Source organism: Actinomadura chokoriensis, assembly GCF_041463665.1.
In the GTDB taxonomy this organism is placed as follows: Bacteria; Actinomycetota; Actinomycetes; order Streptosporangiales; family Streptosporangiaceae; genus Spirillospora; species Spirillospora chokoriensis_A.
This window is the reverse complement of sequence record NZ_JAXCEJ010000006.1, coordinates 165,833-190,995: the sequence shown is the minus strand read 5'-3', so window position 1 is coordinate 190,995 and position 25,163 is coordinate 165,833. Positions and strand designations below refer to the sequence as shown.

The 25,163-nt window shown below is 70.4% G+C and carries 21 protein-coding genes; 13 read left to right on the top strand and 8 right to left on the bottom strand.

Annotated features, from left to right (window positions below; all coding sequences use genetic code 11):
* Positions 1-4 precede the first annotated feature (4 nt).
* From SM418_RS13085 to SM418_RS13075, 3 genes are all read right to left on the bottom strand, one after another.
* Positions 5-538 carry a TrmH family RNA methyltransferase gene (locus tag SM418_RS13085; protein ID WP_371942157.1) on the bottom strand — a complete coding sequence of 178 codons (534 nt, stop codon included), beginning with the start codon at positions 536-538 and terminating at the stop codon, positions 5-7.
* A gap of 106 nt (positions 539-644) precedes the next feature.
* Positions 645-1,499 carry a PAC2 family protein gene (locus tag SM418_RS13080; RefSeq protein ID WP_371942156.1) on the bottom strand — a complete coding sequence of 285 codons (855 nt, stop codon included), beginning with the start codon at positions 1,497-1,499 and terminating at the stop codon, positions 645-647.
* A 222-nt stretch (positions 1,500-1,721) separates the two neighbouring features.
* Positions 1,722-2,183, bottom strand: a complete 462-nt coding sequence (locus tag SM418_RS13075) for a universal stress protein (protein WP_371942155.1) — start codon at positions 2,181-2,183, stop codon at positions 1,722-1,724.
* A 232-nt stretch (positions 2,184-2,415) separates the two neighbouring features.
* On the opposite strand from SM418_RS13075, the gene SM418_RS13070 reads away from it, so the two are divergent.
* From SM418_RS13070 to SM418_RS13040, 7 genes are all read left to right on the top strand, one after another.
* Entirely contained in the window at positions 2,416-3,081 is a 666-nt protein-coding gene (locus tag SM418_RS13070) for an HAD family hydrolase (RefSeq protein WP_371942154.1), read from the top strand.
* Between the two features lie 184 nt (positions 3,082-3,265).
* Positions 3,266-3,688 (top strand): hypothetical protein, encoded by a 423-nt coding sequence (locus tag SM418_RS13065; protein ID WP_371966070.1) that lies wholly within the window; start codon positions 3,266-3,268, stop codon positions 3,686-3,688.
* Positions 3,689-4,130: 442 nt separating this feature from the next.
* Positions 4,131-5,123, top strand: a complete 993-nt coding sequence (locus SM418_RS13060; RefSeq protein ID WP_371942152.1) for an ABC transporter permease — start codon at positions 4,131-4,133, stop codon at positions 5,121-5,123.
* 53 nt (positions 5,124-5,176) lie between these two features.
* A complete protein-coding gene (locus SM418_RS13055) occupies positions 5,177-6,931 on the top strand; it encodes an ABC transporter substrate-binding protein (RefSeq protein WP_371942151.1) in 1,755 nt (584 codons plus the stop codon).
* A gap of 101 nt (positions 6,932-7,032) precedes the next feature.
* Positions 7,033-8,046 (top strand): ABC transporter permease, encoded by a 1,014-nt coding sequence (locus SM418_RS13050; protein WP_371942150.1) that lies wholly within the window; start codon positions 7,033-7,035, stop codon positions 8,044-8,046.
* On the top strand, positions 8,046-9,113 hold the full coding sequence (locus SM418_RS13045) for an ABC transporter ATP-binding protein (protein ID WP_371942149.1): 1,068 nt from the start codon (positions 8,046-8,048) through the stop codon (positions 9,111-9,113). The genes SM418_RS13050 and SM418_RS13045 overlap by 1 nt, the downstream gene beginning before the upstream one ends.
* A gap of 23 nt (positions 9,114-9,136) precedes the next feature.
* On the top strand, positions 9,137-10,303 hold the full coding sequence (locus SM418_RS13040) for an ABC transporter ATP-binding protein (protein WP_371942148.1): 1,167 nt from the start codon (positions 9,137-9,139) through the stop codon (positions 10,301-10,303).
* A 132-nt stretch (positions 10,304-10,435) separates the two neighbouring features.
* Here the strand turns inward: SM418_RS13040 and SM418_RS13035 are convergent, their stop codons facing one another.
* From SM418_RS13035 to SM418_RS13015, 5 genes are all read right to left on the bottom strand, one after another.
* Positions 10,436-12,937: an ABC transporter permease gene (locus tag SM418_RS13035; protein WP_371942147.1), complete on the bottom strand. Its 2,502-nt coding sequence runs from the start codon at positions 12,935-12,937 to the stop codon at positions 10,436-10,438.
* Complete coding sequence (locus SM418_RS13030; protein WP_371942146.1) at positions 12,934-13,752, bottom strand: ABC transporter ATP-binding protein; 819 nt, start codon at positions 13,750-13,752, stop codon at positions 12,934-12,936. The genes SM418_RS13035 and SM418_RS13030 overlap by 4 nt, the downstream gene beginning before the upstream one ends.
* A gap of 310 nt (positions 13,753-14,062) precedes the next feature.
* Positions 14,063-14,743, bottom strand: a complete 681-nt coding sequence (locus SM418_RS13025; RefSeq protein ID WP_371942145.1) for a response regulator — start codon at positions 14,741-14,743, stop codon at positions 14,063-14,065.
* Between the two features lie 126 nt (positions 14,744-14,869).
* Positions 14,870-16,093, bottom strand: coding sequence for a sensor histidine kinase (locus SM418_RS13020; protein WP_371942144.1), 1,224 nt, complete (start codon positions 16,091-16,093; stop codon positions 14,870-14,872).
* A 234-nt stretch (positions 16,094-16,327) separates the two neighbouring features.
* Positions 16,328-17,263, bottom strand: a complete 936-nt coding sequence (locus tag SM418_RS13015; protein ID WP_371942143.1) for a RecB family exonuclease — start codon at positions 17,261-17,263, stop codon at positions 16,328-16,330.
* 116 nt (positions 17,264-17,379) lie between these two features.
* Here SM418_RS13015 and SM418_RS13010 point away from each other — a divergent pair, with 116 nt between their 5' ends.
* The 6 genes from SM418_RS13010 (at position 17,380) to SM418_RS12985 (ending at position 25,142) form a co-directional block, all read left to right on the top strand.
* Positions 17,380-18,558: a site-2 protease family protein gene (locus SM418_RS13010; protein ID WP_371942142.1), complete on the top strand. Its 1,179-nt coding sequence runs from the start codon at positions 17,380-17,382 to the stop codon at positions 18,556-18,558.
* A 108-nt stretch (positions 18,559-18,666) separates the two neighbouring features.
* Positions 18,667-19,584, top strand: a complete 918-nt coding sequence (locus SM418_RS13005) for a tRNA (adenine-N1)-methyltransferase (protein WP_371942141.1) — start codon at positions 18,667-18,669, stop codon at positions 19,582-19,584.
* A gap of 348 nt (positions 19,585-19,932) precedes the next feature.
* Complete coding sequence (gene arc / locus SM418_RS13000; RefSeq protein WP_371942140.1) at positions 19,933-21,696, top strand: proteasome ATPase; 1,764 nt, start codon at positions 19,933-19,935, stop codon at positions 21,694-21,696.
* 148 nt (positions 21,697-21,844) lie between these two features.
* On the top strand, positions 21,845-23,362 hold the full coding sequence (gene dop, locus SM418_RS12995; RefSeq protein ID WP_371942139.1) for a depupylase/deamidase Dop: 1,518 nt from the start codon (positions 21,845-21,847) through the stop codon (positions 23,360-23,362).
* Positions 23,363-23,645: 283 nt separating this feature from the next.
* The gene (locus SM418_RS12990) at positions 23,646-23,855 is read left to right on the top strand and encodes a ubiquitin-like protein Pup (RefSeq protein WP_067886731.1); all 210 of its coding nucleotides are present in this window, start codon (positions 23,646-23,648) and stop codon (positions 23,853-23,855) included.
* 108 nt (positions 23,856-23,963) lie between these two features.
* Positions 23,964-25,142: an endonuclease VII domain-containing protein gene (locus tag SM418_RS12985; RefSeq protein ID WP_371942138.1), complete on the top strand. Its 1,179-nt coding sequence runs from the start codon at positions 23,964-23,966 to the stop codon at positions 25,140-25,142.
* Positions 25,143-25,163: the final 21 nt, after the last annotated feature.

Genomic DNA, 25,163 nt, shown 5'->3' with positions numbered 1-25,163 from the left:
CACGTCACAGCAGGCCCGCCAGCTTGTACAGCACCAGCGAGCCGGCGACGGCCACGTTCAGGCTGCTGCCATGCCCCACCATCGGGATCTCCACGGCGAGGTCGAGCAGGTCGAGCGCCTCCGCGGGGATGCCGGTCTGCTCGTGCCCGAGCACGGCGACCGTCCGGACCCGGGCGGCGGGCAGGTCGGCGAGCCGCACCGCCTCGTCGGCGAGTTCCACGCCGACGACCCTGGACCCGGCCTCCCGCTGACGCTCCAGCCAGCCGGGCGGGTCGTTCACCCAGTGGACGCAGGCGGGCCGCCGCAGCGTGTTGCCGCGTTCGAGGGCCTCCGGCACCCAGGAGAACCGGGGGACGGCCATGCAGGCGCCGACCGCGTCGCACGTGCGCAGCAGCGTCCCGAGGTTGGCGCCGTGCAGCGGCCACAGCGGCGCGACGACGAGATGGTCCCAGCAGGAATGGGCGCGGTGGCGGCGCTGCCTGCGGAGCTCGCGCGGGGCCCGGACCCGGATCGCCGAGCCGCTCGACCGCCGGCTCACCAGGGCAGGGCGCTACCGCCCTCCAGCAGAGAGAAGATCATGATCGGCGCACTTCGCGGCGTGCGCGGGCCGTCACCGGGGATGCAACGCGATCGAGTGTAACCCGCTACGCCGGCCCCCGCCCGGGATCACGGCGGCGCAGGTAGCGTTCGAACTCGCGGGCGATGGCGTCGCCGCTCGCCTCCGGCAGCTCGGTGGCGTCCTTCTGCTCCTCCAGCGTCCGGACGTACTCGGCGACCTCGGAGTCCTCCTCGGCGAGCTCGTTGACGCCGTGCTCCCAGGCGCGCGCCTCCTCCGGCAGTTCGCCGAGCGGGACGGTGACGTCCAGCAGATCCTCGACCCGGCGCAGCAGCGCGAGCGTCGCCTTCGGCGACGGCGGCTGCGCGACGTAGTGGGGGACCGCCGCCCACAGCGACACCGTGTCGAGGTCGGCCTTCGCGCACGCGTCCTGCAGCACCCCGAGGATGCCGGTCGGCCCCTCGTAGCGGGCCGGCTCCAGATGCAGCGTGCTGACGAGCCCGGCCTCCGACGCGGCGCCGGTGACGGGCACCGGCCGGGTGTGCGGGGCGTCGGCCAGCAGCGCGCCCAGCAGGACGACGTTGCGGATCTCGAGCTCCAGCATCAGCCCGACCAGCTCCCGGCAGAACGACCGCCACCGCATGTTCGGCTCGATCCCGTGCAGCAGGACGACGTCCTTGCCGCTCGGCAGCCGCGCCCACGACACCCGCGTCGTCGGCCAGGTGATGCCGCGGGTCTCCCCGTCGGCCATCTCCACGATCGGGCGGGTGACCTGGAAGTCGTAGTAGTCGTCGGGATCGAGCTCGGCGATGGGCACCGCTTCCCAGGTCGACTCCAGATGCGCGATCACCCCGCTGGCGGCCTCCCCCGCGTCGTTCCACCCCTCAAAGGCGGCCACGAGCACCGGATCGACGAGTTCCGGCACGCTTTCGAGCTCGACCACGCGCTGCCTCCTTCCGACGCCCGGGTACAGCGTCACCGATGGGGGCGTCATTCCCGGGGTCGGGGGCCCCGCTCATGATCGGTGGCTGTCAGCCTACGTCCTGACAGTGACGTACCCCACCCCTCACGAGCCAGACCCCCGCGCTGTACGCCCGCGGCGGAACGCCGGACGACGTTCGCGGCCCGGAAAGGGGCCGCAGGCCGGCCGCGGGTCACGGCCGGGTCACTTCCCGTGCGGGGTGGTGTGCACGATCAGCACGTCGCACGTCGCCCGGTGCGACAGGTTCGCCGGGACGGACCCGAGGATCCGGCCGGCCAGGCTGTTCAGGCCCCGGTTGCCGATCACGACGAGTCCCGCCTCGCGCTCCTTCGCCAGCTTGGAGATCACGTCGACGGCGTCGCCCTCCACCGCGACCTGCTCGATGTCGGTGGCGCCCGCCGCGACCGCCCGCTCCCGCGCGGCCCGCAGCGCGTCGTCGGCGGGCGTGGAGCCCTGCACCTTGTAGGCCAGGTCCCCGAGCCGGTCGGCGGCGGTCGCGCGCTCCCGCTCGGGCATGGGGCTGTAGGCGGAGGCCAGCAGGAGGGTGGCGCCGGTGGCCGCGGCCAGCTGCGCGGCGCGGTCCACCGCGCGGAACGAGGAGTCGGAGCCGTCGGTGCCGACGAGGATGATGCGGTACGCGCTCATGCCGTTCCTTACCCGTTGGTAGTCACTGCTGGCACGGTATCGGTCCGGTGACCCGTCCGTCACCGTCTCTTTGCACACACCGTCCAAGAGAAGCCGCGCGCCCGGCGGGGCTCGGGCGCCCGTCCCGGCGCGCGGGCGGCCGTGAGCGTCCCGCGACCCTACGGTTATGGTGGGGTTACATGAGAACCCCCACACCGCGTCCCCCGCATCGCCCCGTAGCGGAACGCCGCGCATGAGCGCCGGGACCCGGGGCGGCCTGCAGGCCGTGCTGTTCGACATGGACGGCCTCCTCATCGACTCCGAGCGCATCTGGCTGGAGGTCGAGTCCGAGGTGATGGCGTGGCTGGGCGGGGAGTGGAGCCCGGCCCACCAGGAACGGCTCGTCGGCGGCTCCCTCTCCGTCGCCGTCGACTACATGCTGGAGCTGACCGGCGCCGCCGCCGACCCCGCGGAGGTCGGCCGGCGGATGCTGGACGGCATGGCCGAGCGGCTCACCGCCTGCGTCCCGATGATGCCCGGCGCGAAGGAGCTGCTCGCCGGGGTCCGCGCCGCGGGCGTCCCGGCCGCGCTGGTGTCCTCCAGCCACCGGCGGCTGATCGAGCCGGTGCTCGACGCCATCGGCCGCGAGCACTTCGCGCTGAGCGTCGCCGGTGACGAGGTCGCCCGCACCAAGCCCGCCCCCGAGCCGTACCTGACCGCCGCCGCGGGGCTCGGCGCCGACCCGGCCCGCTGCGTCGTCCTGGAGGACTCCCCGAACGGTGTCGCGTCGGGGGAGGCCGCCGGCTGCGCCGTCGTCGCCGTCCCCGGCCTCCTGCCGATCCCGCCCGCGCCGGGACGCACCGTGGTCTCCTCGCTCCGCGACGTCGACCCGGAGATGCTCCGCTCGCTCGCCGCCTGAGCGCCTCACCCGACCCCCGCCCACCCGATACCTGGGGGCTGCCGCCCAGGGGGCGGTACCTAGGGGACGGCTCACGCCGGAGGAGGAGATCCGCCCGCCCGCAAACCGTCCGCCCGGAGGAGCGGAAACGGCACTTCACGTGTGACGATGGGAAGAGCACCACCGTACGGAGTGAGGGGCCGGCATGAGTGACGCAGCCATTTTCGCGATCAGCCTCGGAGTGACCCTGGTGGGGCTCGTGATCAGCTGGGGCGCCTACCGCCGCCGCGGCGCGGGCACCGGCCTGCGCGGCGCCGCCCTGTCCCTGGTGCCGCTGGCGGCGGCGCTGACGGGGGTGACGGAGTTCTTCATCGACCTCGCGTTCAGCCCCGTGAAGTGGGCGGGCGTCGGCGTGGCCGGGCTCGCGGTGCTGCTCTACCTGACGTCCGGGGCGATGCTCAGCCGCCGCGACGCGGCCTCCGGCGGCGGGAAGGCCGCCGGCGAGGGGGGCCGCAAGGCCGCGGGCCGCGGCGCCGAGTCCAAGGGGGCCGTGCAGGGGCCCGCCGGGGGCCGCGACCCGGAGATGGCGGAGATCGAGAAGATCCTGCGCGACCGCGGCATCTCCTGACCGGAACCGGACCGGTTCCGAGCGGCGCGGGCCGGCGGGCCGGGACGTCCCCAGGCGACCCGGGGACGTCCCGGCCCGCCGTATTCTGTGCTGGGACGGGCTGACCTGCGGAGAATCGGTCTCAGAACGGACTCAGTACGGTAAAGCTTGCCGGTCTAGACCGGCTTTGAGTTGCCTGTCTCGGTAGTGGCGAACGTACTATTCGGGCGATTTGTCGGAAGTGGCGTTCGGGTGCGTGTGTCCCAGGTGACGACGAGATCACAAGTCAGATACGGGTACTGGCGAAGGTCGCTTCACGGATGGACAGTCGTGCCCGAAGGACTACGTTTCCCTTCAGCAAACGCGGCGTAACGGGCACGGGGGCAGCGGATGATCCCGCGACCGCCGGTCGGACGCCGGCGGCATGGCCGAACCAGTGGCCGGACGGTAGGAGGTATGGAGCGTGGCCGCACCCCTTGAGGTGACCGGGTCCGACACCGAGGCGCAGCCGGAATCGGTTCTCGCCGGTGTCGACAGCAAGAAGATCCAGGGCCGCTCCCTCGGTCAGATCGCCTGGATGAGGCTGAAGCGCGACAAGGTCGCGCTGACCGGCGCCGTCATCGTGATCGTGCTGATCCTGGTCGCGATCTTCGGCCCTATCTTCGTGCAGAACCCGCTGACGTACCACCAGAACCTGATCGACCCGACCTACAACCGGCCCAAGACCGGCTTCTGGCACTCGGGGATCAGTGGCGACCACTGGCTCGGCGTCGAGCCCGGCACCGGCCGCGACCTGCTGGCCCGCATCGTGCACGGCGCCCGGATCTCGCTGCTGGTCTCCTTCCTCGCCACCCTGCTGTCGGTGGTCATCGGGACGGTCATGGGCATCACCGCCGGCTATTTCGGCGGCTGGGTCGACTACCTGATCAGCCGCGCCATGGACGCCTTCCTCGCGTTCCCGCTGCTGCTGTTCGCGATCGCCCTGGTCGGCGTGGTGTCCGATGGAGCGTTCGGCCTGAACGGCAACGGGCTGCGGATCTCGGTCCTGGTCGTCGTCATCGGGTTCTTCAACTGGCCCTACATCGGCCGCATCATCCGGGGCCAGACGCTGTCGCTGCGCGAACGGGAGTTCGTCGACGCCGCCCGCAGCATGGGCGCGCGCAACTCCTACGTGCTGTTCAAAGAGGTCCTGCCGAACCTCGTCGCGCCGATCCTGGTCTACTCGACCCTGCTGATCCCGACCAACATCCTGTTCGAGGCGGCGCTGTCGTTCCTCGGCGTCGGAGTGATCCCGCCGACGCCGTCGTGGGGCGGCATGCTCACACTGGCCGTGCCGATCTACTCCTCGGACCCGATGTACATGATCATCCCCGGCATGGCGATCTTCATCACCGTCCTCGCCTTCAACCTCTTCGGTGACGGGCTGCGGGACGCTCTCGACCCTCGGGGCAAGTGACTCGGGTCCATTCGGCCCGTCTATTTGAAGGGGTGCGCCTGCACATGAAAACAATGAGACCAATCGCGGTCTTCGCGGCCGGTCTGGTCGCGGCCGCGGGGCTCGCCGCCTGCGGCGGCGGTGACTCGGGAGGGTCGGGGAGCGGCCCCGGCTACAACGCCGGTGTCAACGAGGTCGTCAACAAGTCGGACAAGAAGGGCGGCACGCTCAAGCTGGCCGACTCCGACGACTGGGACTCGCCGGACCCCGGCAACACCTATTACGCGTTCTCCCAGAACTTCGCCCGTCTCTACGGCCGGGGCCTGACCACCGCCAAGGCGGCGGCGGGCACCGACAGCCTGGAGATCGTCCCTGACCTGGCCACCGACATGGGCCAGTCCAGCGACGGCGGCAAGACCTGGACGTACAAGCTGCGGACCGGCGTCAAGTACGACGACGGCACCACGGTCACGTCCAAGGACGTGAAGTACGCCGTCGAGCGCAGCAACTTCACCAAGGAGCTGCAGCTCGGGCCGAAGTACTTCAAGCAGTACCTCGTCGACAACAAGCCCGCCTACAAGGGCCCGTACGACGACAAGAGCGACGAGGGTCTGAAGTCGATCGAGACCCCCGACGACCAGACGATCGTGTTCCACCTGAACGAGCCGTTCCAGGAGTTCGACTACCTGGTCGCGATGTCGCAGACCATCCCGGTGCCGAAGGCCAAGGACACCGGCACCAAGTACGAGACCGCGATGCTCTCCAGCGGTCCGTACAAGGTCGACAACTACACGCGCGGCAAGTCCATGACGCTGTCGCGCAACCCGCATTGGAACCAGAGCACCGACCCGCTCCGCAAGGCGCTGCCGGACAAGATCGAAGTCCAGATCAAGCAGAACAGCGACGACATCGACCAGCGGCTGCTCGCCGGCTCGCTGGACATGGACATCGCCGGCGTCGGCGTCCAGGCCGGAACCCAGCCGAAGGTGCTGACCCCCGAGCAGAAGCCGTACGTCGACAACCCGGTCCAGGGCTTCCTGCGGTTCATGTCGCTGAACCAGCACGTCAAGCCGCTTGACAACATCCACTGCCGGCTGGCCGTGCAGTACGCGACCGACAAGGTCGCCGCGCAGACCGCCTACGGAGGCCCGCTGGCCGGCGGCGACATCGCCACCACCGTGCTGCCCCCGTCGGTGGACGGCTACACCAAGTTCGACCTGTACCCGCAGAAGCAGGCGTCGGGCGGCGGCCTCGACCAGGCGACCCTGGACAAGGCCAAGCAGGAGCTGCAGGCGTGCGGCAAGCCGGACGGCTTCAGCAGCAAGATCTCGGCGCGGTCGGACCGGCCGAAGGAAGTCGCTATGGCCGAGGCGATCCAGCAGAGCCTCGCCAAGGTCGGCATCAAGGTCAGCATCGTGCAGTTCCCGGCCGGTGACTACTTCAACAAGTACGTCGGCGTTCCGAAGTACGTGCACGACCACGGCATCGGCATGATGATCATGGCGTGGGCGGCCGACTGGCCCACCGGCTACGGCTTCCTCTCCCAGATCGTGCACGGTGCGGCGATCAAGCCGTCCGGTGGCAACAACCTCGCCGAGCTCGACGACCCGAAGGTCAACAAGGGTCTCGACGACGCGATCGCCACCTCGGACAAGGCGGCCCGCCTGAAGGCTTACGGTGAGGTCGACAAGCTGGTCATGCAGACCGCCACCGAGGTCCCGCTCATCTACGCCAAGGCCCTGATGTACCGGCCGAAGCGCGTCACGAACGCGGGCATCACGTACTACTACGGCGGAATGTACGACTACCTGAACATGGGCGTGGAGTAACACTCCGCTCGTCCGTGCGCATCTGAAGGCAGGTGAAGGCGACGCCCGCCGGCCGGCCGGGACCCACAGGTCCCGCCGGCCGGCGGGTGGGGCCGAGCAATGTGTTCGCATACATCATCCGGCGCCTCATCGGGGCCGTCGTCATGTTGCTGCTGGTCAGCCTGGTGACCTTCGGCATCTTCTTCTGGCTGCCGAAGCTGGCGGGGCAGACCACCGACCAGATCGCGGCCTCCTACGTGGGCAAGGCGCCGACCGCCGAGGCCATCCAGGACACCAAGGAGCGGCTGGGTCTCGACAAGCCCGTCGTGGTCCAGTACGGCAACTACCTGAAGGCGATCGCGGTCGGCAAGGACTACAAGGCCGGCCCCGTCACCGACCACTGCCCCGCGCCCTGCCTCGGCTACTCGTTCCGCAGCAGCCAGCCGGTCCTGGAGACGCTGCTCGACCGCGCCCCCGCGACGCTGTCGCTGTCGCTCGGCGCCGCGGTCGTCTGGCTCATCGGCGGCATCGCCACCGGTGTGGTGTCGGCGCTGCGCAGAGGATCGCTCTGGGACCGGGCGACGATGATCATCGCGTTGAGCGGCGTGTCGCTGCCGATCTACTTCACCGGCCTGGTCTCGCTCGCCCTGTTCTCCTACACCCTCAAGATCTTCCCGGGGGGCGGCAGCTACACCCCCTTCACCGACAATCCGGTGATGTGGTTCCAGGCGCTGGTGCTTCCCTGGGTGACGCTCGCGTTCCTGTACGCGGCGATGTACGCGCGGCTCACCAGAGCGGGCATGCTGGAGACGATGAACGAGGACTACATCCGCACCGCCCGCGCCAAGGGCCTGCCGGAGACGACCGTCGTCACCAAGCACGCGCTGCGGGCCTCGCTGACGCCGATCCTCACCATCTTCGGACTCGACCTCGGCCTGCTGCTCGGCGGCGCGGTCCTGACGGAGAACACCTTTGGCATCCCGGGGCTCGGCCAGCTCGCGATCAGCTCGATCCGCGGCGGTGACCTGCCCATGGTGCTCGGCGTGACGCTGCTCACGGCGGCGTCGATCGTCCTGATCAACTTGATCGTCGACATGCTGTACGCGGTCGTCGACCCGAGAGTGAGGCTTGGCTGATGACCGGCACCGCTCCCGCCTCGGACACCGCGGGCACCGGCGAGGCCCCGACCGCGTTCCTGGAGGTCCGGGACCTCAAGATCCACTTCCCGACGGACGACGGGCTGGTCAAGTCCGTCGACGGGCTGTCGTTCCAGCTGGAGCGGGGCCGCACGCTCGGCATCGTCGGAGAGTCCGGCTCGGGCAAGAGCGTGACCAGCCTCGGCATCCTCGGCCTGCACAACCGGCGCAACGCCGCCGTGTCGGGGGAGATCTGGCTGAACGGCAAGGAGCTGGTGAACGCCCCGCAGTCGGAGGTGCGCCGGCTCCGCGGCCGGGACATGGCGATGATCTTCCAGGATCCGCTGTCGTCGATGCACCCCTTCTACACGGTCGGCGCCCAGATCGTCGAGGCGTACCGCGTCCACAACGACGTCTCCAAGCAGGTGGCGCGCAAGCACGCCATCGACATGCTCGGCCGGGTCGGCATCCCGAAGCCGGACAAGCGGGTCGACGACTACCCGCACCAGTTCTCCGGCGGCATGCGGCAGCGCGCGATGATCGCGATGGCGCTGTCCTGCGACCCCGAGCTGCTGATCGCCGACGAGCCGACGACGGCGCTGGACGTGACCGTCCAGGCGCAGATCCTGGACCTGATCCGCGACCTGCAGCAGGAGTTCAACTCGGCGGTCATCATGATCACCCATGATCTCGGGGTGGTCGCGGAGCTGGCGGACGACATCCTGGTCATGTACGCGGGCCGGGCCGTGGAGTACGCCTCCGTCGAGAACGCCTTCCACCGGCCGCTGCACCCCTACACGTGGGGGTTGCTCGGGTCGATGCCGCGGCTGGACCGCGAGCGCAGCGAACGGCTGTTGCCGATCAAGGGCTCGCCGCCCAGCCTGATCAACGTCCCGTCCGGGTGCGCTTTCCATCCGCGCTGCCCCTACAAGGACCTGAACGGCGACAAGTGCACGACCGTGCGGCCCGAGCTGGTCGAGGTCGAGCCCGGCCACAGGGCGGCGTGCCATCTCCCGCTGGCGAAGAAGCGGGAGATCTGGAACGACGAGATCCGGCCGAAGCTGTGACGAGCACGGGTGGGAACGAGACTGTGAGCACATCCAAGACCCCGGCCGAGGAGACCCCGGCCGGCGAGACCCCGGCCGAGGAGACCCGGCCCGCGCCGAAGCGTCCCGCGGACGGCGAGCCGCTGCTGGAGGTGGAGAACCTCGGCAAGCACTTCCCCGTGACCGCGGGGCTGCTGCGCCGGCAGGTCGGGGCGGTGAAGGCCGTCGACGGCGTGTCCTTCTCGGTCCGCAAGGGCGAGACCCTCGGGCTGGTGGGGGAGTCCGGCTGCGGCAAGTCCACCACCGGCCGGATGATCATGCGGCTGCTGGACCCGAGCTTCGGGAAGATCACCTTCGAGGGGCACGACATCACCAAGATGTCGCAGGGCCGGCTCCGGCCGCTCCGCCGCGACCTCCAGATGATCTTCCAGGACCCGTATTCGTCGCTGAACCCGCGCAAGACCGTCGGTGCGATTGTCGGGGCCCCGTTCCGGCTGCAGAACATCGAGGCCAAGCAGGGCGTTAAGAAGGCCGTCCAGGAGATCCTGGAACTCGTCGGCCTGAACCCCGAGCACTACAACCGCTACCCGCACGAGTTCTCCGGCGGTCAGCGGCAGCGCATCGGGATCGCCCGCACCCTCGCCCTCAAGCCGAAGCTGATCGTCGCGGACGAGCCGGTGTCGGCGCTGGACGTGTCGGTGCAGGCGCAGGTCGTCAACCTGCTGGAGGACCTGCAAGACGAGCTCGACCTCACCTACGTGGTGATCGCGCACGACCTGTCGGTCGTCCGGCACATCTCCGACCGCGTCGCCGTCATGTACCTCGGCAAGATCGTCGAGATCGCGGACCGCGCGGACCTGTACCAGCGGCCCATGCACCCCTACACGAACGCGCTGCTGTCGGCGGTGCCGATCCCGGACCCGAGCGAGCGCGGCGAGCGCAAGCGGATCCGGCTGCAGGGCGACGTGCCGAGCCCGCTCGACCCGCCGCCCGCGTGCCGGTTCCACACCCGGTGCTGGAAGGCGCAGGACATCTGCAAGCAGGTCGAGCCGCCGCTGGTCGAGCTCAGCCCCGGCCACCAGGCCGCCTGCCACTTCCCGGAGAACACCACCGTCAGCGCCACCGACGCGGTCGCCAAGGCCGCGGTCGCGCCCGCCGCACCGGCGGCCGACGCGGCGCCCGCGGGCTCGGCCGAGCCCGCGCCCGAGTAACGCCCCCGCGGGTCACCGCGGAACGCGCCGCGGCCGGGCCTTCCCGGCGCGGCCTCCCGCACGGCGAAGGACCCGGCCCCCTCCACGTGGAGGGGGCCGGGTCCTTCGCCATATCGGTCCCGCGGACGGGCGCTATCCGGTCGAGATGGCCTTCAGGACGTCCATGCGCCCCGCCCGCCACGCCGGCCACAGCGCGGCCAGCACACCGATCACCGCGGCCACCACCAGGTAGACCAGCAGCGTCCCGTACGGGACGGAGAGGACGCCGAGGCCCTGGTCGGCCAGCGCGTTCTGCAGCGCCGCCCCGAACGCCACCCCGATGCCCATGCCGAGGACCGCGCCGAACAGCGCGATCATGATGGACTCCAGCCGGATCATGCGGCGCAACTGCCGCCGGGAGAGCCCGATCGCGCGCAGTAGCCCGATCTCCCGGGTCCGCTCGATCACCGACAGGGCGAGGGTGTTCACCACCCCGACCGCCGCGATGATCACCGACATGACCAGCAGGATCGTCAGGAAGGTCACGAACCCGTCGACCTGCTTGCGCGCGTCGTCCTTGAGCGTCGCCTGGTCGGCGACCTCCAGGTTCGGGTAGGCCTTCACCGCCGAATCCAGCGCCGCCTTCGTCGCGGCGTTCGCGGCCACCGTGTCGACCACCATGATCCCGACCGTGGGCCGCACCGCGTGCCGCAGATGCGCCTGCGCGGAGATCAGCCGCGGCCCGACGAGGTTGCTCTTGGCGTACACGCCGCTCAGCGTGAGCCGCTCGACCCCGCCGTCGGCGAACCGCACCGGCACCGGCGTCCCGACCTTCCAGCCGCGGTTCTTCGCGGTGCCCTCGTCCACCATGATCGACGCGGGTCCGCCGGCCGCCGAACCCGACACCAGCTTCAGCCGGGCCGCCTTGGCGAGCGCCGGAAGGTCCCCCGCCACATAGAACGCGTCCTTGCCCTCGATCTGGGCTTTGGCGTCGTAGGTCGGCGACACGGCCACCACGCCGGGCGTGTCCTTGATCTTCTGCTGGGCCTCGGCGTTCACCCCGCCCGCGCCCTGCGACTGCACCAGGTAGTCCGCGCCGAACTGGGAGTCCACCCGCTCGTCGACCGACGCCCGCATCGTCGCGCCCAGCACGTTCACCGTCGTGATCAGCGCCAGGCCGATCATCAGCGCGGCCGCCGTCGCGGCCGTGCGGCGCGGGTTGCGCAGCGCGTTCTGCCGGGCCAGCCGCCCGGGGGAGCCGAGCAGCCGCGCGAACGGCGCGCCGAGCACCTTCATCACCGGGACGCTGATCACCGGCCCGAGCATCGCGACGCCGACGAACACCCCGAACGCGCCCGCACCGACCGGAATCGCCGGATTGTCGCCGGTGCCGGCGAGCCCGGCGGCGATCAGGCCCGCGCCCGCGAGGGTGACCAGCGAACCGAGCGCGACCCGGATCCGCAGCGACCGCTGCGGCAGCGCCACGTCGTCGCGCATCGCCGCCACCGGCGGGGTCTTCGCCGCCCGCCGCGCCGGGAAGTACGCCGACACGACCGTCACCACGATCCCGACCGTGTACGACCAGATCACCGGCGTCGCGGTGAACGTCAGGCCGCCCTGCCCGGCGTCGCCCATCTGCGTCTGCAGCAGCGACGCCAGCCCGGCCCCGGCCGCCAGCCCCAGCGTGGAGCCGACCGCGCCGACCGCGACGGCCTCGCCGATCACCGCCCGCGTCACCTGCCCCCGGGCCGCGCCGATGGCGCGCAGCAGCGCCAGCTCGCGGGTGCGCTGCGCCACCAGCATCGAGAACGTGTTGAAGATGATGAACGCCCCGACGAAGATCGAGATCAGCGCGAACACCAGCAGGAACGTCCGGAAGAAGTTCATCATCTGCGCGACGTCGCTCTTGGACTCCTCGCGCAGCTTCTCACCGGTCACCGCCTCGACACCCTGCGGCAGGACCTTCGCGACCCGGTCGCGCAGCTCCTGCTCGGACGGGCCCGCCGAGCCCATCTGGATGTCGCTGAAGTAGCCGGGCTTCAGCATCAGCTTCTGCGCCGTCGGCGTGTCGAACGCGGTGAGGGTCGCGCCCATCAGGTTCCCGGTGTCGACCAGGCCCACGACCGTCATGCGGGCGGGCGGCCCCGCGGTGAGGACCTGCGCGACGTCCCCGACGGCGAGTTCGCCCTTCTCCGCCGTCTTCGCGTCGATGACGACCTCGCCCGGCCCCTGCGGCGCGCGGCCCGACGCCAGGTCGTACGACCCGCCCGCCGTCCAGTTCGCGCCGATCTGCGGCGGCCCGTTCTGCGCCGTCCCCACGACCTTGCCGTCCTTGCCGACGACCGCCGCGTACCCGTTGACGTTGCCCTTCGGGTCCCGCACGCCCTCGACGCCCTGCAGCGCCTTCAGGACGCTCGCGGGCACGGGCCGCGCCGCCATGCCGTCGTCGTCGCCGCCCACCACCTTCTCGGCCCGCACGTCCACGGCCACGTTCTTGCCGACCCGGCTGAACAGCTCGTCGAACTGCTTGTTCATGCTGTCGGTGAAGATCAGCGTGCCGGCCACGAACGCCACGCCGAGGATCACCGCGACGGCCGTCAGCACCAGCCTGATCTTGTGCGCCGCGAGATTGCGGAGCGTGACCCTGCCCATCATCGCGCCGAGACCTCCGCGCCCGCGGCGTCCGGCGCGCCCGCGGCGTCGAAGCCCTTCATCCGCTCCAGCACCCGCTCCGCCGTCGGCTCCGTCATCGTGTCGACGATCTGCCCGTCGGACAGGAACAGCACCTGGTCGGCGTACGCCGCCGCGGACGGGTCATGGGTGACCATCACGATCGTCTGCCCCATCCGCCGCACCGAGTCCCGCAGGAACCCGAGGACCTCGGCGCCCGACCGCGAGTCCAGGTTCCCCGTCGGCTCGTCCGCGAAGATGATCTCGGGACGGGACGCCAGCGCGCGGGCGCACGCGACCCGCTGCTGCTGCCCGCCCGACAGCTCCGCCGGACGGTGCTTCAGCCGCGGCCGCAGCCCCACCGTGTCGATCACGGTGTCCAGCCACTCCCGGTCGGGCCTGCGGCCCGCGATGTCCATCGGCAGCGTGATGTTCTCCGCCGCCGTCAGCGTCGGCACCAGGTTGAACGCCTGGAAGATGAACCCGATCTTGTCGCGGCGCAGCCGGGTCAGCTGCTTGTCCTTCAGCGCCGTCAGCTCGACGTCGCCGATGAAGACCTCTCCCGAGTCCACCGAGTCCAGCCCCGCCATGCAGTGCATCAGGGTCGACTTCCCGGACCCCGACGGGCCCATGATCGCGGTGAACCGGCCGCGGGGAATGCCGACGGTGACCCCGTCGAGCGCGACGACCTGGGCGTCGCCGCGCCCGTACACCTTCGCGATCTGCTGCGTCCGTGCGGCGAAGTCGCCCGCCCCGGGCGCGTGCTGCGCCCCGGCGGTCGACGGGGCGGTGTTCGTCACGTGAAACTCCCGTAGGTGAGTGAGCTGGCGTAGGTGAGCAGGTGGCGTATGCCAGTGAGCTGGAACGCCTCCGGACCGCGAAGAGCCCCCGGCGATCCGACACCCAGAACACTAGAAGTCGCACGAACCGGATGGATGCACCCCAGGAACGGACTTGTCCGTCCACCCACGGCAGGAGACACGCCTCAGCCGTCGTACTCCGGGAGTAGGCCCGCACGGCGAACGTCAGGGGCGCCTCAGGGACCGACCCTGAAACCGGCCGGGGTCCAGGCCGCCGGGCGCTGCCGGTCAGCTGCCGGTCAGCTGCCGGTCAGCTCTGCCCCGGCCTGCTCAAACCCGTCTCGTAGGCGTACACGACCGCCTGCACCCGGTCCCGCAGCCCCAGCTTCGCCAGCACGTTCCCCACATGCGTCTTCACGGTCGTCTCGCTCACCACCAGCTCCGCCGCGATCTCCGCGTTCGACTGCCCGCGCGCCACATGCGACAGCACCTCGCGCTCCCGCTCGGTCAGCGTGTCCAGCCCCGGCGGCGGCACCTGGTCGCGCACCGCCGGCAGCCGCGTCGCGAACTTGTCCAGCAGCCGCCGCGTCACCGACGGCGCCACGATCGCGTCGCCCGCCGCCACGATCCGGATCGCCTGCACCAGGTCCTCCGGCGGCGAGTCCTTCAACAGGAACCCGCTCGCCCCCGCCCGCACCGCCTCGATCACGTACTCGTCCAGATCGAACGTCGTCAGGATCAGCACCTTCGGATCGTGCGACGCCGCGCCCTCCCGGATGATCCGCCGGGTCGCCTCGATCCCGTCCACCCCCGGCATCCGGATGTCCATCAGCACCACGTCCGGCAGCAGCGACCGCGTCATCTCCACCGCCGCCGCGCCGTCCCCGGCCTCGCCGACCACCGCGATCTCGGTCTCGGCCTCCAGGATCAGCCGGAACCCCGTCCGCAGCAGCGGCTGATCGTCGACGAGCAGCACCCGCACCGTCGTCATCGCGTCACCCCGGCGCAGTGCCGCCCCGGTCGCTCCATCGTCCCCGCTCCTCGCCTCACGACGCTCCTGCCCTGCTACCCGGCCCGCGTGCCCTTCTCCGCCCCGCGCCGACCCCGGTCCGGCGGCTCACGCCTCCAGCGGGAACCGGGCCCGCACGCCGAACCCCCCGCCGACCCGCGGCCCGATCTTCAACTCGCCACCGTACAGCGCCACACGCTCGTACATGCCGACAAGTCCATGCCCCGGCTTGTCCCCATTGTCGGCCATGAACGTCGCCGTGCCGCGCCCATCGTCCTCGATCTCCACTGTCAGATCGTCACCGCCGTAATACAGCCGCACCCACGCCCGCGCCTGCGGGCCCGCGTGCTTCAACGTGTTCGTCAGCGCCTCCTGGATCAGCCGGAACGCCGCCACGTCCACCCCCGGCGACGGCGGCCGCGCCTCACCCTCGATCCACAGCTGCACCGACAGCCCCGTCTCCCGCACATGATCGAGCAGCTCCCCGAGATCGCCCAGCCCCGGCTGCGGCGCCAGCTCCCGGCCCGCCTGCTCGGCGTCCCGGTCCGTCCGCAGCACCCCTACGATCCGCCGCATCTCGCTCAGCGCCGTCCGCCCGACCTCCTCGATCGTCGACATCGCCTCCCGCGCGCTCCCCGGATCCCGGTCGATGATCCGCCGCGCCGCCCCCGCCTGCACCGTCATCACGCTCACATGGTGCGCCACCACGTCGTGCAACTCCCGCGCGATCCGCGACCGCTCCTCGATCCGCGCCGCCCGCGCGTCCGTCCCCCGCGCCCGCTCCAGCCGCGCCGCCCGGTCCTCCAGCTCCGCGAAGTACGCCCGCCGCAGCCGCAGGCTCCGGCCCAGCATCCACACGCCGATCACCAGCGCCGAATCGGTGACCAGCACCACCGGATCCGACGACACCGGCAGCAGCAGCAGATACACCAGGAAGTACACGAACCCGATCAGCCCGCCGGGCGCGCTCTGCGCCAGCCCCCGATGCGCCGCCACGCTGTAGACCGCGATCAGGAACGCCACCACGTCCGGCATCGCCGGCGGATAGCGCAGCGCCGCCGTCAACAGCCCACCGCTGATGATGAACAGCAGCACCGGCAGCGGATGGCGGCGCCGCAACGTCAGCGCCATCGTCACCACGACGACCAGCAGCCCGTTCCCGGCGTCCGGCGACCGGAACGCCTCATAGCCCCAGCCCTCGGGAAGCTCCTGCAGGAAGAGCTGCGGCAACCCCACCACCAGCAGCCCGACCGCGAGCAGCGCGTCGGCCGCCAGCGGGCGCGGCTGCAGCCAGGCACGGGCGGTGCGAAGACCACGGATGCGGGGTGACACGAGACTCACCCTAGGAGGTCGCCGCAGGCCCCGAGCCCTCCTGGACGCGGATCCGCCGTCCTCCCCAAGGATGAGCCCGCGACGCCCCGGGGACGGCCCGCAGGCCCCGGAGAGCCGAAGATCCCCGGGATCCCGCGCCCGCGGATCCCCCTGCTCCGGGCCTACAGATCCCCTGTCCCGCGCTCTACAGATCCCCGTGTTCCCGCGCTCTACAGATCCCCGTGTTCCCGCGCTCTACAGATCCCCGTGTTCCCGCGCCGTGCCCTCCAGGTCCGCCGGCGACGGACGGTGCACCGGAGCCGCCGGCAGCGGCGGGGGAGTGCCCCCGAACTCCGGGCACCGCTCCTTGTGGTCACACCAGTCGCACAGCCGGCCGGCCCGCGGCCGCCACTCGCCGGTCTCCATCGCCCGCCGGATCGCCTGCCACAGCGCCTCCACCTTCCGCTGCACGGCCCGCAGATCAGCCTCGTCCGGCTCGTACCGCAGGATCTCGCCATTCCCCAGGTACATCAGCTGGAGCAGGCGCGGCACCCGCCCCCGCAGCCGCCACAGCACCAGCGCGTAGAACTTCATCTGGAACAGCGCGCGCGCCTCGAAATCGGCCCGCGGCGCCGTCCCGGTCTTGTAGTCCACGATCCGGACGTCGCCGCTCGGCGCCACATCCACCCGGTCGATGTACCCGCGCAGCTTCAAACCCGAATCGAGCACCGTCTCCACGAACAGCTCACGCTCCGCCGGCTCCAGCCGCCGCGGATCCTCCAGCGTGAAGTACCGCTCCACCATCCGCCGCGCCTGGGCCAGCCACTCCGCCCGCTCCGCCTCCCCGGCGTCCCCGTCCGCGAACAGCTCCGCGAGCTCCGGCTCCGCCGCCAGCAGCCGCTCCCACTCCGGCGCCAGCATCTCCAGCGCCGCCGACGGCGTCCGCGTGCCCGTCGGCAGATCGAACAGCCGCTCCAGCACCGCGTGCACCAGCGTCCCCCGCGCCGCCGCCGCGCTCGGACGCTCAGGAATCCGATCGATCACTCGAAACCGGTACAGCAGCGGACAGGTCATGAAATCGCCCGCACGGGACGGCGACAACGACCCCACCACCGCGATGTCCCGCACATCCCCGCCACCGCCGCCCGCGGACGGAACGGACGCCTCACTACCCGCCTCGGTCGTCGTCATGGCACAGCACACTAGGCGACACCGCCGACGAAAATCCCGCACCCGCCCCGCTCCGGACCGCCCCGCGGCCTCCACCGGCGGCGCAAGCCGCCCGCCGGGGCCGTAGCATCGAAGACGTGACACACAGCGCGCCCCCGACCCAGGGCAGGACACCGGCCGGAGGCCCCGGCCCCGACGACGGCCGTACCCCACGACCCGGTCTCTCCATGGGCCGCGTCCTCGGCGTCCCCGTCTACGTCTCGCCCAGCTGGTTCCTGGTCGCGGTCCTCGTCACCGTCATGTTCGAAGGCCAGGTCCACGGCGTCGTCGACCGCCCCCTCAGCTACCTCGTCGCCTTCGCCTACGCCGTCCTCCTCTACGGCTCCGTCTTCGTCCACGAACTCAGCCACGCCGTCACCGCCCGCGTCTTCGGGCTCCCCGTGCGCTCCGTCACCCTCCACGTCCTCGGCGGAGAGACCTCCATCGAACGAGAGGCCCCCACGCCCGGCCGCGAATTCCTCATCGCCTTCGCCGGCCCCCTCACCAACCTCGTCCTCGCCGGGCTCGGCCTCCTCGCCCACGCCACCCTCGCCCTCCCCGACGTCGCGCTCCTGCTCCTCGAAGCCCTCACCTTCGCCAACCTCCTCGTCGGCCTCTTCAACCTCCTGCCCGGCCTCCCCCTCGACGGCGGCCGCCTCGTCCGCGCCGCCGTCTGGAAGGCCACCGGACGCAGCCGCAGCGGCGCCATATTCGCCGGCTGGGTCGGCCGCGCCGTCGCCATCGGCTGCCTCGTCGCCGGCGCCTACCTCGCCACCTACACCACGGCGGGCGGCGGCGTCGGCTGGCTCGCCCTCCTCTGGTCCGCCCTCATCGCCTCCTTCATCTGGGTCGGCGCCACCCAGGCCATCCGCGCCGAGCGCGTCCGCGACCGCATCCCCCTGCTGGCCGCCCGCCGCCTCGCCCGCCGCGCCACCCTCGTCACCGCCGGCACCCCCCTCGCCGAGGCCATCCGCCGCGCCCACGACGACCACGCCGGCGCCATCGTCATCGCCGACCACGACGGCCGCCCCCTCGGCCTCGTCAACGAGAAGGCCGTCACCGCCACCCCCGAGCACCGCCGCCCCTGGATCACCGCCGGCGAACTCTCCCGCGGCGTCCACGACGACCTCACCCTCCCCGCCGACCTCGCCGGCGACGACCTCCTCGAAGCTCTCCGCCGCGCCCCCGCCAGCGAGTACCTCCTCGTCGAACCGGACGGCCGCGTCTACGGCGTCCTCGCCGTCGCCGACGTCGACCAGGCCTTCACCGGAATCTGACCCCCACGCCGGGCGCCCCACCGCCGCCGCGTCCGCCCCTCGTCCGCCCCCCTCGTCCGCCGCCACGGCGGCCTGACCTGCCCGCGCGCGCCGCTAGCCTTGACCTCCATGAGCGAACCCCAGCCGAACGAACCCACCTCACCCGGCCGCATCCCCCACGGTCCCTTCCGCCCCGGCGACCAGGTTCAGCTCACCGACCCCAAAGGCCGCATCAACACCATCACCCTCCAGCCCGGCAAGCTCTACCACTCCCACAAGGGCTCCGTCCCCCACGACGACATCATCGGCAGCCCCGAAGGCACCGTCTTCCGCTCCACCGGCGGCACCGAATACCTCGCCTTCCGCCCCCTCCTCGCCGACTACACCCTCCGCATGCCCCGCGGCGCCGCCGTCGTCTACCCCAAGGACGCCGCCCAGATCATCGCCATGGCCGACATCTTCCCCGGCGCCCGCGTCGTCGAGGCCGGCGCCGGATCCGGCGCCCTCACCTGCTCCCTCCTGCGCGCCGTCGGCGAACACGGCCTCGTCTCCTCCTACGAACGCCGCCCCGACTTCGCCGACATCGCCCGCGGCAACGTCGAGAAGTTCTTCGGCGGCCCCCACCCCGCCTGGCGCCTCACCGTCGGCTCCCTCGAACACGCCCTCACCGAGACCGACGCCGACCGCGTCGTCCTCGACATGCTCGCCCCCTGGGAGACCCTCGACGCCGTAGCCAAGGCACTCGTCCCCGGCGGCCTCGTCTGCGCCTACATCGCCACCACCACCCAGATGTCCCGCGTCGTCGAAGACCTCCGCGCCCAGGGCAGCTTCGCCGAGCCCTACGCCTTCGAGACCATGCTCCGCTCCTGGCACGTCGACGGGCTCGCCGTCCGCCCCGACCACCGCATGGTCGGCCACACCGGCTTCCTCGTCACCGCCCGCCGCCTCGCCGACGGCGTCACCCCGCCCGCCCGCCGCCGCCGTCCCGCCAAAGGCGCCCACCCCGCCGCGGACGCCGCCACGCCCGGACGACCCGCCGAGTCGTAGATCACATCCCGGCCCCGCCCCCGAGCGGCCGTCACGCAGCGTCACCGCCGCTCCGGCCGAACCCGCCGCGACGCGCCGCGACGCGCCACGCCGACACCCCTCGCACCCAGAGACCCACGGCACACCCACCGAACTCGGCAAACCCCCCGTCACGACACGCCCGCGACCCCGAACCCCCAGGTCCACGCCCCGTAACCCCCCACCCCCCACCACCCCCGGAGCACCCCTCCCAACCCTCCCGGAACACCCCCGCACGACACGAACACCGAATGGGCAGGTTACGGAAGCCCTCCAGATAGGTAGGGTCTCAGTAGGTCGTCGGCTCTCTTCGTGAGGAGGTGACGGGGCGTGGCCGCTCGTGACGATGCTGGGGCGCGCAGGGCGCAGCACGAAAAGGAGGTCAGGGACCTTCAAACGCAGATCTCCTTCCTGGAGGAGGAGATCTCCGTGCTGCGCCGCAAGCTCGCGGAATCCCCGCGCCAAGTACGTGTTCTGGAAGAACGCCTCCATGAGGCACAGGCGAACCTGGCCGCCGTAACCGGCCAGAACGAGCGACTCGTAGCGACCCTCAAAGAGGCTCGCGAACAGATCGTGGCGCTCAAGGAGGAGGTCGACAGGCTCGCACAACCACCGTCCGGATTCGGCGTCTTCCTGGAAGCCCGCGACGATGGAACGGTCGACATCTTCACCGGCGGACGCAAACTCCGCGTGAACGTCAGCCCCGCCGTCGACATCGAGGAACTCCAACGCGGCCAGGAGGTCATGCTCAACGAGGCCCTCAACGTCGTCGAAGCACTCAAATTCGAAGAGCAGGGCGAAGTCGTCATGCTCAAGGAACTGTTCGACGACGGCGAACGCGCCCTCGTCATCGCGCACGCCGACGAGGAACGCGTCGTCAAGCTCGCCGAACCGCTCCGCGGAGTCCCCCTCCGCGCCGGCGACTCCCTCATGCTCGAATCCAGGTCCGGCTACGCCTACGAGAAGATCCACAAGGCCGAGGTCGAAGAACTCGTCCTCGAAGAGGTCCCCGACATCTCCTACAACGACATCGGCGGCCTCGGCTCACAGATCGAAATGATCCGCGACGCCGTGGAACTTCCCTACCTGCACGCCGACCTCTTCCGCGAACACCAGCTCAGGCCCCCCAAGGGCGTCCTGCTCTACGGGCCTCCCGGATGCGGCAAGACCCTCATCGCCAAGGCCGTCGCCAACTCGCTGGCCAAGAAGGTCGCCGAGCAGACCGGCGCCGAAGGCAAGAGCTTCTTCCTCAACATCAAGGGCCCCGAGCTGCTCAACAAGTACGTCGGCGAGACAGAGCGGCACATCCGCCTCGTCTTCCAGCGCGCCCGCGAGAAGGCGTCCGCCGGAACCCCCGTCATCGTCTTCTTCGACGAGATGGACTCCATCTTCCGCACCCGCGGTTCCGGAGTCTCCTCCGACGTCGAGAACACCATCGTCCCGCAGCTGCTCAGCGAGATCGACGGCGTCGAAGGCCTGGAGAACGTCATCGTCATCGGCGCCTCCAACCGCGAGGACATGATCGACCCCGCGATCCTGCGCCCCGGCCGCCTCGACGTCAAGATCAAGATCGAACGGCCCGACGCCGAAGCCGCCAGGGACATCTTCTCCAAGTACATCCTCGACGGACTCCCGCTCCACCCCGACGACCTCAAGGAGCACGGCGGCTCCGAAGAGGCCACCGTCGACGCCATGATCCAGCGGACCGTCGAACGCATGTACACCGAAAGCGAGGAGAACCGCTTCCTGGAGGTCACCTACGCCAACGGCGACAAGGAAGTCCTCTACTTCAAGGACTTCAACTCCGGCGCGATGATCCAGAACATCGTCGACCGGGCCAAGAAAATGGCCATCAAGCAGTTCCTCGACACCGGCCAGAAGGGCATGCGCGTCAACCACCTCCTCGCCGCCTGCGTCGACGAGTTCAGCGAGAACGAGGACCTGCCCAACACCACCAACCCCGACGACTGGGCCCGCATCTCCGGCAAGAAGGGGGAACGGATCGTCTACATCCGCACCCTCGTCTCCGGAACCAAGGGCGCCGAGGCCGGACGGTCCATCGACACCGTCGCCAACACCGGCCAGTACCTGTAACGCCCCGCCACCATGACGGCAATCGCGCGGCGGCCCCCCGGAAGGGAGGCCGCCGCGCCCGCGTCCACGGGCGCCGCGGCCACGCCACGCCCCCCGCGACACCCCGGTCCCGTGGCTCCACCCCCGCGGCCCCGATAGGCTCGACGATATGAGTGTTCGGCGGGTGATGGGCATCGAGACCGAGTACGGCATCTCCGTACCCGGGCAGCCAGGGGCCAACGCGATGGTGACCTCTTCCCAGGTCGTCAACGCCTACCTCGCGGCGTCGGCGGCACGGGCCCGCAGGGCCCGCTGGGACTTCGAGGAGGAGAACCCCCTCCGCGACGCCCGCGGCTTCGACCTCGCCCGCGAGGTCGCCGACCCCACCCAGCTCACCGACGAGGACCTCGGCCTCGCCAACGTCATCCTCACCAACGGCGCGCGCCTCTACGTCGACCACGCCCATCCCGAGTACTCCGCGCCCGAATGCACCAATCCCCGCGACGCCGTCATCTGGGACAAGGCCGGCGAACGCGTCATGGCCGACGCCGCCCAGCGCGCCGCCCTCGTCCCCGGCACCCACCCCATCCAGCTCTACAAGAACAACACCGACAACAAGGGCGCCTCCTACGGCTGCCATGAGAACTACCTCATGCGCCGCGAGACCCCCTTCGCCGACATCGTCCGGCACCTCACCCCCTTCTTCGTCTCCCGCCAGGTCGTCTGCGGCGCCGGCCGCGTCGGCATCGGCGTCGACGGCCGCGGGGACGGCTTCCAGATCAGCCAGCGCGCCGACTTCTTCGAGGTCGAGGTCGGGCTCGAGACCACCCTCAAGCGGCCCATCATCAACACCCGGGACGAACCCCACGCCGACCCGGAGAAGTACCGGCGGCTCCACGTCATCATCGGCGACGCCAACATGGCCGAGCTGTCCACCTACCTCAAGCTCGGCACCACCTCCCTCGTCCTCGCCATGATCGAGGACGGCTTCCTCACCGTCGACCTCTCCGTCGACATGCCCGTCGCCGCACTCCGCGCGGTCTCCCACGACCCGTCCTGCAAGCATCTGCTCACGCTCCGCGACGGACGCAAGATGACCGCCGTCCAGCTCCAGATGGAGTACCTCGAGCAGTCCCGCAAGTACGTCGAGGACCGCTTCGGCTCCGACGTCGACGAGATGACCAAGGACGTCCTCGACCGCTGGGAGTCCGTCCTGCACCGCCTCGGCGACGACCCCATGCAGCTGTCCCGCGAACTCGACTGGGTCGCCAAGCTCTCCCTCCTGGAGGGCTACCGCAGCCGCGACGGCCTCGACTGGTCCCATCCACGCCTGCAGCTCGTCGACCTGCAGTACACCGACATCCGCCCCGACAAGGGCCTCTACAACCGCCTCGTGGACCGCGGCCGCATCGACCGTGTCATCACCGAGGCCGAGGTCCAGGCCGCCGTGGAGGACCCGCCGGAGGACACCCGCGCCTACTTCCGCGGCCGGTGCCTGCGCCAGTACGCCGAGTCCGTCGCAGCCGCCTCCTGGGACTCCGTCATCTTCGACGTCCCTGGCCGGGAGTCCCTCCAGCGCGTCCCGACGCTGGAGCCCCTGCGCGGCACCAAGCAGCACGTGGGCGCCCTCCTGGACCGCTGCCGCACCGCCGCCGACCTGGTGGCCACCCTGACCGGCCAGAGCTGACTCACGGCCTTGCGAGCCGGGCGGCGCACGAGCGCCGCCCGGCTCTTTCTCCACCCGTTGGATAGTGTGACTATCGAGCCCAATCGTCCCGCTGACCTGCACTGACGGGTGAGGTCTCTGTTTCGTGACCGCTTTGCCCGTTTCGCAGGTCGGCGGACCGGCGATAACCCGAGCATGCCCCCGGCCCTCGGGGACGGGAGACGGCGAAACGGACGTTTCAAGATCCGCTCGCCGTCGAAGATCCCGGCTAGGGTCGGAGGCACCGGCAGAGCGGAGGTACGGAATGGCCACGAAGGACACCGGCGGTCAGAAGCAGACCACCCGGCGCACGGAAGAGGTCGAGGAGACCGAGGCCACGACCACCGAGGACGTGCAAGAGCGCCAGGAGAAGCTCACCGACGACGTGGACTCGATTCTGGACGAAATAGACGAAGTATTGGAAGAGAACGCAGAAGACTTCGTCCGTGCATATGTCCAAAAAGGCGGCGAGTGATCCTGGTTTGACCGGGATGTCCAAGTCGCCAACAATGGCCTGAGGGGCAATCCTTTCCGGCAACTAAAATGCGCGTAGATCATGGACGGGACTGCTAAAGTCCCGTCCATGATCTATAAAAGATGTCGAGACTGTGGCGAGAGCAGGCCGACCACGGAATTCTGGAAGCTCAAATCGTCCAACGATGGGCTCGCCTACTACTGCAAGGCCTGCTTCGGTCTGCGCAACAGTCGCTCATATCGGAAGAAGCAGGCGGAACTCGGCAAGGAGGCGAGAGCCTACCGGAGGCACTCTGATGTTCCGCAGGGGATGAAGTACTGCGCTCACTGCAACGAGATAAAGCCTGTCGACGCTTTCGGGAGCAATCGGTCCGAATCATCCGGGCTTGCAAGTTACTGCCGCCCCTGTCACAACAAGGCCGGGCTGGAGGGGCGGGAACGCAACCACGGAAGCGTTCGTAACTACCTGCTGAAGCTTCGGTACGGGCTCACCGAGGCCGGGGTCGGTCAGATGATCGCCGATCAGGGCGGCACCTGCGTCATCTGCCTGCGCGCGAAGCCGGAGCACGTCGATCACAGTCACCTCACGGGCCGGGTCCGCGGCATCCTCTGCTTCAGGTGCAACGGCGCGCTGGGCCAGTTCAAGGACGACCCCCGCTGCCTCGGTGACGCCGCGAACTACCTGGAGTTCCAAGGCCCGCACGCGCACCGGATGAAGCTGGAACTGGGCCTCCCCGCCGTGGACGGGCACGCCCGCCGCGGGGAGGCCACCACTCTCTGGGGAACGAGGGCGAAGCTGAGCGGCACGCCCCGCCAGAACCGCCTGCGCCAGCGATACGGGATCAACGACGAGGACGCGCGCTGGCTGCTCAGTGTTCAGGGAGGCATGTGCGCCGTCTGCTGGAGCGCACCGGCCGAGCACGTCGATCATGACCACGTGACGGGCGTCGTACGCGGGATGGCGTGCGGCGGTTGCAACGCGGGCATGGGCCAACTCGGCGATGACCCGACGTCGCTGAGGCGAGCCGCGGACTACCTGCTGGGGGAGCTTGTCGGAGTGGTGTCCACCCCGAGTGGCCCGACGCGGCTGTCGTTCACGGTGCCCGACGTCGACCCGAGGACGGTGCCTGCGGGGGGCTGGGGGCCGTACCGGGAGGCGGACGGACACCATCGCAGAAGCACGTGGCAGGAGGGTGACGATCGCGACGGCCCGAAATGGATCGACGTGTGCCTGGCCAAGATTCTCGACTCGTACAGGTCGATGGGCGAGGGACACGTCCGTGCGTAATGCTCTTGAGGCGCGGAAGGC